The organism is Vibrio sp. 10N.261.51.A4 (assembly GCF_041471945.1).
Classification (GTDB): domain Bacteria; phylum Pseudomonadota; class Gammaproteobacteria; order Enterobacterales; family Vibrionaceae; genus Vibrio; species Vibrio crassostreae_C.
This window is the reverse complement of sequence record NZ_JBFRPJ010000069.1, coordinates 36125-49782: the sequence shown is the minus strand read 5'-3', so window position 1 is coordinate 49782 and position 13658 is coordinate 36125. Positions and strand designations below refer to the sequence as shown.

At 44.9% G+C, this 13658-nt stretch carries 10 protein-coding genes and 1 pseudogene; 8 read left to right on the top strand and 3 right to left on the bottom strand.

Going from position 1 to position 13658, the window contains the following annotated elements:
- Nucleotides 1-126 precede the first annotated feature (126 nt).
- Together AB4384_RS15640 and AB4384_RS15635 are read left to right on the top strand one after the other, a co-directional pair.
- Entirely contained in the window at nucleotides 127-2472 is a 2346-nt protein-coding gene (locus AB4384_RS15640) for an ATP-binding protein (RefSeq protein WP_017068188.1), read from the top strand.
- A 1-nt stretch (nucleotide 2473) separates the two neighbouring features.
- Nucleotides 2474-3361 carry a mechanosensitive ion channel family protein gene (locus AB4384_RS15635; RefSeq protein WP_372129791.1) on the top strand — a complete coding sequence of 296 codons (888 nt, stop codon included), beginning with the start codon at nucleotides 2474-2476 and terminating at the stop codon, nucleotides 3359-3361.
- Between the two features lie 133 nt (nucleotides 3362-3494).
- Here the strand turns inward: AB4384_RS15635 and AB4384_RS15630 are convergent.
- From AB4384_RS15630 to AB4384_RS15620, 3 genes and pseudogenes are all read right to left on the bottom strand, one after another.
- Nucleotides 3495-3968 (bottom strand): annotated as a pseudogene (locus tag AB4384_RS15630) (methyl-accepting chemotaxis protein); the annotation flags it as partial.
- 376 nt (nucleotides 3969-4344) lie between these two features.
- Nucleotides 4345-6372, bottom strand: coding sequence for a cache domain-containing protein (locus tag AB4384_RS15625; protein ID WP_372129790.1), 2028 nt, complete (start codon nucleotides 6370-6372; stop codon nucleotides 4345-4347).
- Entirely contained in the window at nucleotides 6362-7825 is a 1464-nt protein-coding gene (locus tag AB4384_RS15620; protein ID WP_029235435.1) for a sigma-54 dependent transcriptional regulator, read from the bottom strand. The genes AB4384_RS15625 and AB4384_RS15620 overlap by 11 nt, the downstream gene beginning before the upstream one ends.
- Before the next feature lie 303 nt (nucleotides 7826-8128).
- Between AB4384_RS15620 and AB4384_RS15615 the strand changes: the two genes are divergently transcribed.
- From AB4384_RS15615 to AB4384_RS15590, 6 genes are all read left to right on the top strand, one after another.
- A complete protein-coding gene (locus AB4384_RS15615) occupies nucleotides 8129-8935 on the top strand; it encodes a substrate-binding domain-containing protein (RefSeq protein WP_017059611.1) in 807 nt (268 codons plus the stop codon).
- Nucleotides 8936-9256: 321 nt separating this feature from the next.
- Nucleotides 9257-9955 (top strand): ABC transporter permease, encoded by a 699-nt coding sequence (locus tag AB4384_RS15610; RefSeq protein ID WP_017067174.1) that lies wholly within the window; start codon nucleotides 9257-9259, stop codon nucleotides 9953-9955.
- A 10-nt stretch (nucleotides 9956-9965) separates the two neighbouring features.
- Complete coding sequence (locus tag AB4384_RS15605) at nucleotides 9966-10685, top strand: energy-coupling factor ABC transporter ATP-binding protein (protein ID WP_004733775.1); 720 nt, start codon at nucleotides 9966-9968, stop codon at nucleotides 10683-10685.
- Nucleotides 10663-11247: a molybdenum cofactor guanylyltransferase MobA gene (gene mobA, locus AB4384_RS15600; protein WP_004733776.1), complete on the top strand. Its 585-nt coding sequence runs from the start codon at nucleotides 10663-10665 to the stop codon at nucleotides 11245-11247. Before AB4384_RS15605 ends, mobA begins: the two co-directional genes overlap by 23 nt.
- Entirely contained in the window at nucleotides 11247-13064 is a 1818-nt protein-coding gene (locus AB4384_RS15595) for a bifunctional molybdopterin-guanine dinucleotide biosynthesis adaptor protein MobB/molybdopterin molybdotransferase MoeA (RefSeq protein ID WP_372129789.1), read from the top strand. Before mobA ends, AB4384_RS15595 begins: the two co-directional genes overlap by 1 nt.
- 299 nt (nucleotides 13065-13363) lie before the next feature.
- Nucleotides 13364-13630, top strand: a complete 267-nt coding sequence (locus tag AB4384_RS15590; protein ID WP_102393726.1) for a DUF2960 family protein — start codon at nucleotides 13364-13366, stop codon at nucleotides 13628-13630.
- The last annotated feature ends 28 nt before the right edge of the window (nucleotides 13631-13658 follow it).

Genomic DNA, 13658 nt, shown 5'->3' with positions numbered 1-13658 from the left:
TGACAATTTCATGACAAAATCGCTCGAAACAGGAATAAAGTACTCGCCCCCGACACGGGGTTGGATTTCACAAAGTCAGATTATCTAACTATAGTAATCCTAACCTCATAATTCTAAGAGACTTTTATGCGTTCACTATCGCGCTTCTTAATCCTCACTTTGGCCATTCTCTCTTGGCCTAGTCATGCCAACTTGGAATATGACTTACAATCTCAGCCTCAGGTATCCGATTCTGCTGTTGATCTCGATGATCGAATTGATTCGTTACCCGACCCCCTCTTTATGGAACCGTCGGACAGACGCCAAGTCAATATATTGCTCGCTGAAGTGCTACAAGTTCAAAAGCAGGAAATCAAAACCTTCGAGCAACAGATAAAAGCCTACAGAGCGAACAACGACGCCGATCAATGGTTTGCCGTTCAAACCAGTTACGTCACTTTGAATAGCTTGAATGTGAGCAAGCAACACCTGTTAGAGCAGACGAATTCCGCTAATAAAGAGCGCCTAACGGGTTTTGGCCCCTACGGCGTAACTCAATTTAAGCAAGAGTGGGAATTAACCAAGCTCAACATTGAGTATCTTGTTTACTTCCAAATTCGTAGCTTTAAAGCGCTCGTTAAAGACATCTTTATTTCGCCAGTGCCTGTGATTGGTGCATCGTTAAAAGTGTTGTTTATCTATTTTGGTTTAGCGTGGTGGCTTGCCAATAGCACTCGTTTGATTGAGTTGTTCAGAATTAATTTTCTTGAAGCGAAAACGAACCCTCCATTTTTAGTACGTGTGATCTGGTACATCAGCCGCGCTGATCGTGCGATTGCTTGGTTAATTGCGATTACGCTTTCTCTAAGAGTGCTCTCCAGCATCCCTAGCCTGCAACACCTGATTTTCCTTGAGATCTTCACTTGGTGGATTCTAGGTGGTTCGATTGCTATCAGCTTTATTTTGGAATTTGCGTATCGTTTGGGCCGCACATCTAATCAAGAAGTGATTGCGCTGCGCCTATCGACCATTCGCCGTTATGTTTGGAGCTTCATTGTTGCGGGTGTGACTTTGCAAATATCGAGTATCACGCTAGGCAAAGGCACTATCTATAGCTGGATCTACAGCGCCCTATTTTTCTGGTTTGTACTGGTTACCATTTCAGTGCTTAGATTATGGCGTGCGAAAGTCTTCGATACGCTGCAACACATCTCTGATCGTCCGGTATGGGTGAACTGGGCAGTAAACCGCAAGGATACCTTCTTACTTAATATATTGGCGACGGCCATTGGCATCGTATGGTTGAGTGTTTACAACTTCCAACACCGCATCATGGCCTTACTGTCTAATTACACACTGTTTAGCCAAGCTTTGGCGTACCTGTTTAGAATTGAAGTGGCTAAGCAGTCTGACCTTGACAAGAATCAGCAAAACTTGGTTCGAATCAAAGGCGATCAAACCTATGAATACATTCTTCCGGGTAATATCGACAGCACGCTGATTGATTACGCCGGTGATGAGGTTAAGCAACTGTCTCGCTACTTGATGTCAGACAGCCCTGCTATCTGTATTGTTTCAGGTGAACGTGGTGTGGGCGCAACAACGCTGCTTTATACCCTGCTGCACAAAGTCTCTAACGCTGAACCTGTCTACGTAAGTTGCCCTTACGCTGGTTATCAAGAGCTGTTAGCGCATCTAGCGGTGAGCATCGGCTTGGAAGAGAAAGCGACTGAGATTCAGATCTTGGCTCACCTTCGTAAAAGCAAGACCACGTACTTGATTGCGATCGATAATGCACAACGTCTAGTTAAGCCAATGGTTGGCGGATTGTCTGATCTGATACGTTTAACCAATCTACTGCGTCGTTCTAAAAAGAACCACCGTGTCGTGATATCGATCGCCAAATCAAGCTGGCGGTTTGTCGATCGAGCGCGTGGCGAACGTTTGCTGTTTGACTTGGTGTGTTTCCTTCCGCGTTGGACAGAGAAACAAGTCGGTGAGCTTCTAAATAGCCGTATTAATACGGAGCTTGAGAAGCCGTTATCGTTTGATGGTTTGGTGGTGCCTAAACAGTGGGACCAAGATGACATGAGCGAGGAAGATCGCGCACGCCAAGGCTTCTACCGAATCTTGTGGCATTACTCTGATGGTAACCCTACCGTTGCGTTGCGCTTCTTCCGACTCTCATTGAATCGAAACAAAGATACCGATCAAGCCGTGGTGCGCTTGTTCCATGTACCAGAAGCACAAGAACTAGAAAACATGCCAAAACCTATGCTGGCTGTGCTTCGTTCTATCGTGCAGTTGGAAATCGCGTCTCCGGAAGTCTTGTCTGATTGTACGCAGCTAAGCACGGCTGAGATAACCGGCATTCTGCGTTACTTTGAAAGCCGTGGTTATATTGGTTGGCATGAAGAAAAGGCTCGAATTTCCGAGCACTGGTTCCGCCACATTACTAACGTTCTCGACCGTCAACATCTACTGGTGAAGTAAAATGAAGAAGTTATTTATCCTACTATTTGTTGGCTTGGCAAGTGCTGTCAGTTTCCCGATCTTTGCGACGGAAGAGTTAGCCAATGTAGAAAACATCTCAAAGATAGCGAGTCTAGTGCGATGGAGCGGCGTGTTCTTCTCCATGATCGTTATTGCTGCGATGTGGTTACTGCTTAAGTTTATCAACTCGATGGTGACCAGTTTTGGTAGCCAATTCGTGCAATACCGAATGCTGCTACAGAAACTGCAGTCGTTTACTCAGTTCTTTATCTATGTGAGCACAGGTCTTATCGTGTTCATGATGAGCTTTAGAATCAACGACCAAATACTGACTTTGATTGGTGGTACCCTCGCCGTGTCAGTCGGCTTTGCGCTTAAAGATTTGGCAGCTTCATTCATCGCGGGCATCACGGTAATGATTGATAGGCCCTTTCAAGTTGGTGACCGCGTCACGTTCGAAGGCAACTACGGTGATATCATTACCATTGGTTTGCGTTCAGTGCGAATGAGAACCCTGAACGATGACATCATTACCATTCCGAACAACAAGTTCTTAAATGAAGTGACCACCAGTGGTAACTACGGTGCGTTGGACATGCAGGTGGTGATTCCGTTTTACGTTGGTATGGATGAAGACATCACCCTAGCCCGCGATCTGATTCAAGAAGCGGCGTCTTCAAGTCGTTATATCCACTTGCCGAAACCTGTAACGGTTTTGGTTAAACAGACGATTACCGATAACTACCTAGCAATACAGCTAACTTGTAAGGCTTACGTTGTGGATACTGCGTATGAGAAGCTGTTTGAAACCGACATTACCCTGCGTGTGATGAAAGAGTTTAAGAAGCACAACATCAACCCTCCGAAAATTTCAGTGGCGGCGCATTAATCGCACTTGGTCTAAAGCTCGGAGAGTGAATTAATCTCCTAGTCAGCGACAAACGAAAACACCTCCGAACTTATCGCAAGTGCGGAGGTGTTTTTTTATGAGCTTTTTATCTTCAACCAAGTTCGTGTTGAGGCTAAACCTTAAAGTATTTCAATTGCTCAGTAAGGTGTTCTGTAGTGTTCGCCATTTTCTGACTGTCTTCTGCAAGCGATTGTGAGGCCTGCAGGACCTCATTTGCAGCGAGATGAATCCCAGTGACACTTTCACTCATTTCGGTGGCTACCGTGCTTTGCTGCTCCGAGGCCGCGGCAATTTGCGCGACCATGTCGTTAGCGTTATGTAGTTCATTCACAATCACATCGAGTTGCTGGCGAGTTTCGTTAGACGCGTTAACGCTGTGATCAACCTTCTCGTTGCTGCTTTGCATTGCCTTAAAGGTGCGTTCTGCTTGTTGAGTCAGTTTCTCAATCGTGGATTGCACTTCGTTAGTTGAATTCTGAGTGCGGCTAGCAAGGTTACGGACTTCATCAGCAACAACCGCAAATCCTCTTCCTTGCTCTCCTGCACGTGCCGCTTCTATTGCTGCGTTGAGCGCTAACAAGTTCGTTCGTTTGTTCTGATACATCACGAATCACACCAACGACTTGGCTTATTTCAGTCACGCCTGATTGCAGATCTCTGACTAAGTTATTCGCGTTACTTAATTTCATAGCTGACTGACTTTATTATTTGTTTTGATTATGTATTTTCGGTCAAGGTATCAAAATTTCGTACAGTTCAGATGATATGCATCAAGATCAAAAGATATGCACTGTGTTACATAGGCAAAAAGAGGTGCTCGTCAAACCGAAAGAGGTTGAGATTTGGTTTGCGATAGATTAGTAGTGCAGAATTTTCGTGCTTGGGCTAAAACGTTCGTGTAATAGCCCAAGCGCGTTAGAAATATTATCAGATGATAATGTTGGTGAATAAGTTCTTAGAACTTATAGGTTTGATACTAGCAATTGAGGTGTCGCTTTCTGTTGAAGATAGATACTAAAGCAACTTCCCTTACCTACCTCCGATTCAACTCGGATCTCGCCGCCAGTTTGGCTCAAGATACTTTGAGAGACTGACAACCCTAACCCCGTACCATCACGTTTAGTGGTATAGAAAGGCGAGAAAATGCGTTTCAGTTGTTCTTCCTTAATACCGCAGCCTTCATCTTGAACATGAACGATAGCGCCATGGGACACACCATTTTCAACCCAGTCTTCACTAGAAATAGTTAACGTACCCTGACCGTCCATTGCATGAATCGCGTTCATTTGTAGGTTAACCAGAATCTGTAGCAATTGATTTCGGTTCACTTCGACTGAGGTTTTAGCATTCAGTTGTGATACATACACAATGCCTTTCTTCTTAGCGCCTGTTTTTACAAGCGTAATACTTTCATCGACAATTGGATTGATATGTTGCCACGTAATTTCGTCTTGTACGCCGCCGTGACGGCTGTATTGAAGCAGGCTTCGTGTGATGTTTCGAATTCGGTCAATCTGCTCCATGATCGCGTGGACTTCCTCATCTACACGGCTCACTTCATCGCCCAGTTCAAACTTCATCAGTTCAACGTTGCCAAGAATCACGGCGGTTGGGTTATTGATCTCATGAGCAATGCCTGCCGTTAATTCACCTAACGCGGCCAGTTTTTCATTGACCACCAGCTTATCTCTGGCTTGATTGAGAAGCTTGATGTGCAGTTCGAGCTCTTCGGTTTTCTCTTTCAAACTCGCGGTACGAGAATGCACTTTGCACTCAAGTTCAGATGCCGCTTGTTGAATCTCTTGATTACGCTCGTGCAGTAGATCCAACATCTTATCGAACTGTTTAGCGAGCAGTGTCAGTTCGTGTTGATCATCCAAACCTAGCGTACCAATTCGCTTGTCTTGCCCCATCTGTACTAGCTTCACCACTTTATGAATGCGTTCGATTGGGTTGAAAAGATCACGTGCGCCACGGTGAACGATCAAACCGGATGCCAACAGAAGCAACACAATGGTAATGCTAATTTCGCCAAGGTTGGTTAAGTACGTTTCTATCAGCGGCCAAATCAAATAACCGGTGTAAAGCATACCAATCACATTATTAAACTGGTCATGGATTGGTTGGTATGCTGTGATGTACCAAGCATCGTAAACATACGCTCGATCTAGCCACTCTTTACCTTCATTCAAGACTTTCGAGTGAACCTCGTGAGAAACACGTGTACCAATGGCGCGCCCTACACTGTCTTCACTGCTCAAAGGCACGTTGGTGCTGACACGAAGATCATCAAGGAAGACCGTGACCGTACCAATATGACGATTAAACCCTTCTCGTTGTGGATAGATAAGGTTACTGATTTGGTCAACAAGTTGAGTGCTGTTATTCAGTAAGATCCCACCATCCAGAAAACCAATCACATGATCATGTTCATCTTTGATGGATACAACGGTTCGGCTTACCAATCCTCGAGTCTTGACCTCTTGCCCGTTGAGCATCGGAACTTCCGCTTTTTTAGCGAGGTCACGATCGAGATAATTGAGTTCATTACGGCTTAAGACACTGAAAAATGAAGACTTGTGAGTTAAGTTTAGATATTCGAGTTTCTTCTCCATGCTCTCGACACTGCGCCAACGCAAAAAATCGAGCTCATAGCGAGATTTGTTCTCAGACACCCAGCGAGTTAGCTCTTCGTGTGAAAGATCACTCGCGAGTTTGGTTCGAAAGTTATAAGACTCGGCAAACGCACGAACGTTGTATGCTTGCTGATTTTGGATCAGGTGAATACTGTTATCGGCAACATCCAAGCGTTCATCAACATCAATCAGCGCGCCCTGCCACGTGTAATGTATTGACCAATACAGTGTGATAGCCACAAGAGCGCACAAGGTCAGAATGATAGGAGCTGATGTTAGGAATAATAAGCGGTAGCGAACCATGGTTTTGAATCGGAACGCCCATTTTGACCACCAACGACGTCTAATCGGCATATTCAGAGCCTTCCGTGTTCCAATCTTTGTATTTACGCTCTAGCGTTTTACGTGCCACGCCAAGATCTCTTGCAGCTGCCGATTTATTGCCATCATGAAAACTAACAAGCTGTTCTATATGAGATTTCTCTACTTCTTTGAGTGTCCAAGTGTTTGGATAACCCTCGGCAGCATCTGCATTATTCAAGTTTGGCATCTCTGCACCATGTGACACCGTCACTGAAATGCTAGCGGGTACAGGATCGCCATTAATCTCACGCCAATAGTGTGCTGGTGGCTTGTCTAAAAGAATGCATCGTTCGACTAAGTTTTTAAGCTCACGAATATTCCCCGGCCATTCGTATTCGTTCAACGCTAAGATATCTTCATGTGCCCAATTTGGAACAGGCATGCCAAGCTCGCTCGATAAAAGACGAGTAAAGTATGGAACAAGTTCAATCAAGTCTGATGGGCGCTCTCTCAATGGCACCACATCAATCTTAAGTACATTGAGTCGGTAGAACAGATCGCGACGGAAGTGCCCTTTATCGACCTCTTCTTGAAGATTTCGGTTGGTCGCCGCCACCACTCGTACGTCAACGGAAATTTCCTTTTCGCTACCGACTGGACGAATGGTTCTTTGCTCTAACACGCGTAGCAATGCAGCTTGCATTGGCAGTGGCATTTCACCAATTTCATCAAGGAACAAGGTGCCACCACTTGCGACTCGGAAAAGACCTTCACGGTTTTTCTTCGCACCAGTAAATGCGCCTGATGTATGTCCAAACAGTTCACTTTCTAGAAGCTCTGGAGCAATCGCACCACAGTTGATTGGCACAAATGGACCTGTGCGTTTACTGGCTTCATGTACACCACGAGCAACTAACTCTTTACCCGTACCTGACTCACCTTCTATAAGAACGGATGCTCTTGACGGTGCAAATTGACTGATCAGCAATTTAAGCTGTTTAGTTTTGTCTGAATTGCCGATCAATTCGGTCTTGATATGACGGCTAACATCACGCTTCAACGCGTACTGCATTCTTTGGTCGAGTCGCTTATCCATACAACGCAGAACCGCTTGTATCATCTGTTCGAGGTTGAACGGCTTAAGAATAAAATCTGAAGCACCAAGCTTAAGCGCGGATATGGTCATCTCTAGATCGGCATAACCCGTCATGAAAATCACATCGGCGCGTTTGTCGTTGTCGTTAAACGCCTCTTCCCACTCAATGCCAGAGCGGCCTGGTAGGTTGATATCAAGGACAATCAGATCAAAATGTTCGCTTGAACGCAGCGTTTCAGCCTCTTCAACCGACCCTGCGCTCGACACCTTGCCAAAGAACTTACCTAGTGCTTTCTTTAAGATAGCCTGCATACCCAATTCATCATCGACGACCAAAACGGAAAACGCCTGATACTGAGTCAATGTGTTCGGGTTGAGATTGGAAGCAGATGAACTAGGTAAAGACATAATGATTAGCCGGTGAGGAAAGTTGGGACAGAGTGTACCAATTAACCTTTTCTCCAACAGGGACAATGTGCGACATTTTGTCCTAGCTCATGTTTTGATTCATTTTAACGGGGTAAATGACGCAATTTTGTCCGAAATAACAGCAATTTAATGAAATCTGATGCATTATTTGTTGGCATTAAGATTGCTTGTAAGGTGTAGATTTCTAATTACAACAATTAGCGTCTTATGCACATGCCCTTCTTTGAGCCCTTTAAAACTGAAGGCATGTCATTCATTTATAACAGAATGGACATAATAATAATGAAAGCAATTCCCCTAACTATTGCAGCTCTATCGATCGTCAGTTACACGGCTAGCAGCGCGGAAGACACCACTCATATTAAGTTGGCGACAACCACAAGTACTTATCACTCTGGTCTGCTGGACTACTTATTGCCTGAGTTCGAAAAGGATTCTGGTATCAAGGTTGATGTTCTTGCCGCTGGTACGGGTAAATCTCTTCGCATGGGCGAAAATGGTGACGTTGATTTGGTGATGACTCACGCACCAAAGGCTGAAGCGAATTTCGTAGAAAAAGGTTACGGCGTTTTACCTCGTAAGCTGATGTATAACGACTTTGTCATCGTTGGCCCACAAAGCGACCCTGCAAAAATTGAATCTCAAAAAGCAGTGGCAGATGTGTTCAAAGCGATCGCGACTAATAACGTGACGTTTGTGTCTCGTGGCGACGACTCTGGTACTCATAAGAAAGAGATGGGGATTTGGGCACAAACTAAAATTGAACCAAACTTTGGTGGTTACCGCAGTGTTGGTCAAGGCATGGGCCCTACTCTGAACATGGCGTCAGAGATGCAAGGCTACACCATGACAGACCGTGGTACTTGGTTGGCTTACCAAAACAAATTGGATCTTAAAATCCTTTTCCAAGGTGACAAGAACCTCTTCAACCCTTACCAAGTGATTCTGGTTAACCCTGAGCGCTACCCAAGCATTAACTACCAAGCTGCGAAAGTATTCAGTGATTGGTTGGTTAACCCTAAAGGTCAGAAACTGATTAACGACTTTAAACTGCATGGAAAACAACTGTTTGTTGCAAGCGCAGAATAGTTTGTTGTAAGTGAACCGTCGTTTTCTGTAAGTAAAAGTAGCGCTAAGGGTTCACCCGAATCAATTAGCGCTACGCTTAACTAAACAGTTAACGAAGCACCTAAGCAATGTCGCTTTAAAAACTGTCTTGTTTTTACAGCAACTCGCTATAAAGCTGCCTCACTTTAATATCGTTCACGCTTAACAACACATTCATGTTTAGAAACGCAACCATGCTTAAGAACAATAGCTGACCAATACACACTCAAATAGTTAGTGTCAGCTATGATTAACATCAGTCACTACCGATAAAACCTATTATCGATTTACACGAGATACTTCATGACCCTATGGCAAACAACGATTGATGCAATGAATCTACTGGTGAGTTTTGACCACGAATTGTGGAAAATCGTCGCGGTATCCTTCAGCGTATCTTTGTCCGCCATTTCATTGGTTATTGTTCCTGCAATCCTTATGGCTTTCTTATTGGCTTACACCGAGTTCCCCGGGAAATGGGCTCTGCTTTCAGTGATCAACACCCTGCAAGCGATCCCTACTGTGGTTATCGGTTTGTTGATGTACATGATGCTTTCTCGCTCTGGCCCGTTAGGTGATTGGCAATTGCTGTTCACCCAAAAGGCGATGATTCTAGGTCAGATGGTGATCTGTTTCCCTATCCTAGTTGCGATGATGCACGGTGCTCTGCAGGCCAGTGACCGCCGAGCGGTTGAAACGGCGCGCACGCTTGGCGTATCAACGACTCGTGTGGCGTGTACGTTAATTTGGGAAACGCGCTTCCCTCTTTTAGCTGCAACTATCGCTGCCTTCTCTCGTATCGTCACTGAGGTTGGTTGTTCAATGATGGTCGGTGGCAACATTATGGGGATGACAAGAAACATCCCAACAGCTATCGCTATGGAAAGCCACAAAGGCGCATTCGCTCAAGGCGTCGCCCTCGGTATGGTGTTATTAGCATTGGCATTAGCCCTTAACTTTTTCCTTTCCAGTGTGAGAGGAAAAGGCTATTTAAGAACTTAGGAACGCTGTCATGAGTATAAAAATAACAACGCAGCAAATTTCAATGCGCTACAAAGAGCGTGTTTTGTTCCATATTCCCGAATTGTCGATCGGCCCCAACGATGCCATTTATCTCAAAGGAGATAATGGTGTGGGTAAAACGACCCTACTTAAAATATTGTCTGGATTGATTCAGCCCAGCTCTGGCCGCATTCAGTCTCCGACACAAAGCTGGCAGCAGATCTTATTCCCTAGGCTCAAGTTCAAAGACATTATCTACCTGCATCAAACCCCCTATCTTTTTGATGGTTCGGTGTACCAAAATGTCGCTTATGGCATTCGCTTTAACAAAGAGAGCCAAAAAGATAAGCGAGCTCAAATAATTAATGCATTGAGAATGGTAGGTTTAGAAACCTTGGCAGATGAACACATTTCTGTGTTGTCTGGTGGTGAGCGTCAACGCGTTGCAATGGCACGAGCCTGGATTCTTAAGCCGTCAATCTTGCTTATGGATGAACCAAGTGCCTCTTTAGACAAAGAATCTATTGAAAGATTGGTGATAATGGCCGAAGATCTTCTTCAAAGAGGCGCGAGTTTAGTCATCACTAGTCACCAAACTAACGCGTTAACCGACTTATGTAAGAAGCAATGGTGGATCAAAGACAATACTTTGACCGAATCGCCGCTTCTGCAAGTTATTCAGAAAGATAAAGCACAAGAGAATATTTATGCTGCTTCCAACGCAAACTAGTTGGGTTATTTTGGCTGGCGGACAGGCCAGCCGCATGGGCGGAAAAGATAAAGGACTTGTTGAGCTCAACGGTTCTCCGCTTATTCAATACGTTATAAACAAGCTGTCACAGCAAGATGTCAGCATCACTATCAATGCCAACCGTAACTTAGACAGTTACCAAGCATTTGCTCCGGTTGTTTCCGATTCCTTCCCTGACTATCCAGGTCCATTGGGCGGCATTCATGCTGGCCTTAAAAACGCGAGTACAGACTGGGTCGGCTTTGTCCCTTGCGACAGCCCACAAATCAGTGACGACCTTGTTGAGCGTTTTTGTTCTGCAGTTAAAGAAGACAGCGACATTCTTGTCGCGCATGATGGCGAATTTAAGCAACCTGTATTCACCCTATTCCACAAACGTGTTCTACCAAAGTTAGAAGCGTTTTTGGAACGTGGTGATCGTAAAATCATCTTGCTATACAAAGAGTGTGTTACCGAATACGTTGATTTCAGCGATTCTCCTAACTGCTTTGTTAATCTCAACACGCCAGAAGAACTCACCCAATTCGGAACGCTTCAATAATGAAAGATTCTAAACAACGCCCTAACCTTCCTTTATTGGGCTTTGCTGCTTATAGCGGTACAGGCAAAACGACCGTACTTGAAGCCCTGCTTCCTCTGTTGACTGATGCGGGTTTAAAAGTTGGCGTGTTAAAACATGCTCACCACGATTTTGATGTCGATAAGCCGGGTAAAGACAGTTACCGCTTACGTAAAGCGGGCGCGAACCAAATGTTGATTGCTTCTCGTAATCGTCACGTGATGATGACAGAAACACCAGAAGCCGAAGCAGGTTTTTATTACCTGCTGACTCGATTTGATACCAACACGCTTGATCTGATTTTGGTTGAAGGCTGTAAGAACATCGCCTTCCCTAAAATTGAACTGCACCGAGATGAAGTGGGCAAACCTTGGTTGTACCCGAACGATAACAACATTATTGCTATCGCGGCAGACAGCCAAGTTGAATCAGAGCTGCCACAAATGGCGATCAGCGACTTAGAAGCGATTCGTGATTTCATCATCGATTACGCGCAGTCCTTTGACCTTGTCTCTACAACAGGCAGAGCCGTGTCATGCTCACCTTCAAAAGACGCAGCGCCAGCTGTTTGTTGTGATTCGTTCTCTCCTGCAGGTTTAACCGTTACTCAAGGCCAACAAAAGATTGTTGATAGCATTGACGCACTCGATCTCACAGAGAGTGTTGAATTACTGCAAGGCTACGGCCGCGTGCTGGCTGAAGATGTGATTTCGCCAATCAACGTTCCTCAGAATACCAACTCTGCAATGGACGGTTATGCAATTCGTAGTGAAGATCTAGAATTGGACAGTTACAACATCGTTGCTGAAGTCATGGCGGGCCACAGCTACGAGCAAATCGTGCAACAAGGTGAAGCCGTTAAAATCATGACCGGCGCACCAATGCCAGAAGGCGTTGATGTTGTCGTGATGCGTGAACAAGCCGTCCAAGATGGCGATAAAGTTAGCTTCCCTGATGCTAAAATCTCGGTTGGACAAAATGTCCGTATGGCAGGTGAAGATTTAGAAATCGGCCAACCTGTCTTTACACGTGGCACACGCATTGAAGCGCCAGAAATGGGCATGATGGCGTCGTTAGGTTTTGGTACCTGCCCTGTTCTGCGTAAAGTGAAAGTGGGTGTGTTCTCTACGGGTGATGAAGTTCAAGCGCCGGGTCACGAGCAAAAACCAAACTCTATCTATGACTCAAATCGTTTTACTATTATCGGCATGCTTCAAAAGCTCGGCTGTGACATCGTCGATTACGGCATCATTGAAGATGATGAGCAGAAGATGATGGATGTGCTGCATTCTGCGTCGCTTGAAACCGATATGGTTTTGACTTCTGGTGGTGTGTCTGTTGGTGATGCGGATTACATCAAGCTTGCGTTAGATAAACTGGGTGAAATCAACTTCTGGCGTATCAACATGCGTCCAGGTCGCCCATTGGCTTACGGTAAGATTGAGAACAAGCCGTTCTTTGGTTTACCGGGTAACCCTGTTGCTGTGATGGTGTCGTTCATTAACTTTGTTGAGCCTGCGATCCGCAAGCTTCAAGGTCAAACGAACTGGACACCAGTAAAAGCAAATGCTGTAGCAACTGAACAACTGCGCTCACGCCAAGGCCGTACTGAATTTAGCCGTGGTGTGTTCTCGATGAATGAATCTGGCGTGCTTGAAGTGAAAACAACGGGCAAGCAAGGTTCAGGTATTCTGCGTTCAATGAGTGAAGCGAACTGCTTAATCGAAATCTCTCCAGCAGTTGATACTGTGAAAGTTGGCGAGACAGTGACGATCATTCCTCTGCAAGGTCGCGTTTAACTCAAAGCAAACACTTAAATTGACTTGGCAGCTTTTTAATTGATTTAGAAGCTTTTAAGTGATTTGGAAGATCTTCGCCAAGACATAGACGAAGCCCCTTCTATCGAGCTTTCGATGTTAAGGGGCTTTTTGTTCTTTTCGTTTCGAGAAAAACAACCTGTTCGTTTCCTAAAAGACAAATAGCTTAAATTACGCTAAACGTTTAGAACGATAATCTTAAGATTTCTTACCATTACCTTGAGCCACGTACGCTTTTTATGTAGAGTGCGCGCAAAGTAATAATTCTATTGGAGAGCACCATGGCTCGTACCATTCTGTACACTTACAAAGACGAAGACAAAGAGTTACTGTTTTCAAAACAAGAACACCGCACGATCCAAGAAGCTGTTGCTGCAGCTGAAGGCATCGATATCTCTGAGTATCTAAAAACTGAGCAACAGCTTGAGTTTATTTCTGATACTAAAGCGGTTCGTAACTACCAAGACAACTATTTCCGTAAGCTAGGCTTTACTAAGCTTACGTTGAAGCAAAAAGACAACCTTGGTGTTGGTAAAAAGAAGAAGTAAGCCCTCTGGTTTCTTTTTTTGTCGATCT

Coding starts and splice junctions, on each gene's coding strand:
- AB4384_RS15640 (WP_017068188.1), top strand. CDS start 127: ATGCGTTCACTATCGCGCTTCTTAATCCTCACTTTGGCCATTCTCTCT.
- AB4384_RS15635 (WP_372129791.1), top strand. CDS start 2,474: ATGAAGAAGTTATTTATCCTACTATTTGTTGGCTTGGCAAGTGCTGTC.
- AB4384_RS15625 (WP_372129790.1), bottom strand. CDS start 6,372: ATGCCGATTAGACGTCGTTGGTGGTCAAAATGGGCGTTCCGATTCAAA.
- AB4384_RS15620 (WP_029235435.1), bottom strand. CDS start 7,825: ATGTCTTTACCTAGTTCATCTGCTTCCAATCTCAACCCGAACACATTG.
- AB4384_RS15615 (WP_017059611.1), top strand. CDS start 8,129: ATGAAAGCAATTCCCCTAACTATTGCAGCTCTATCGATCGTCAGTTAC.
- AB4384_RS15610 (WP_017067174.1), top strand. CDS start 9,257: ATGACCCTATGGCAAACAACGATTGATGCAATGAATCTACTGGTGAGT.
- AB4384_RS15605 (WP_004733775.1), top strand. CDS start 9,966: ATGAGTATAAAAATAACAACGCAGCAAATTTCAATGCGCTACAAAGAG.
- mobA (WP_004733776.1), top strand. CDS start 10,663: ATGCTGCTTCCAACGCAAACTAGTTGGGTTATTTTGGCTGGCGGACAG.
- AB4384_RS15595 (WP_372129789.1), top strand. CDS start 11,247: ATGAAAGATTCTAAACAACGCCCTAACCTTCCTTTATTGGGCTTTGCT.
- AB4384_RS15590 (WP_102393726.1), top strand. CDS start 13,364: ATGGCTCGTACCATTCTGTACACTTACAAAGACGAAGACAAAGAGTTA.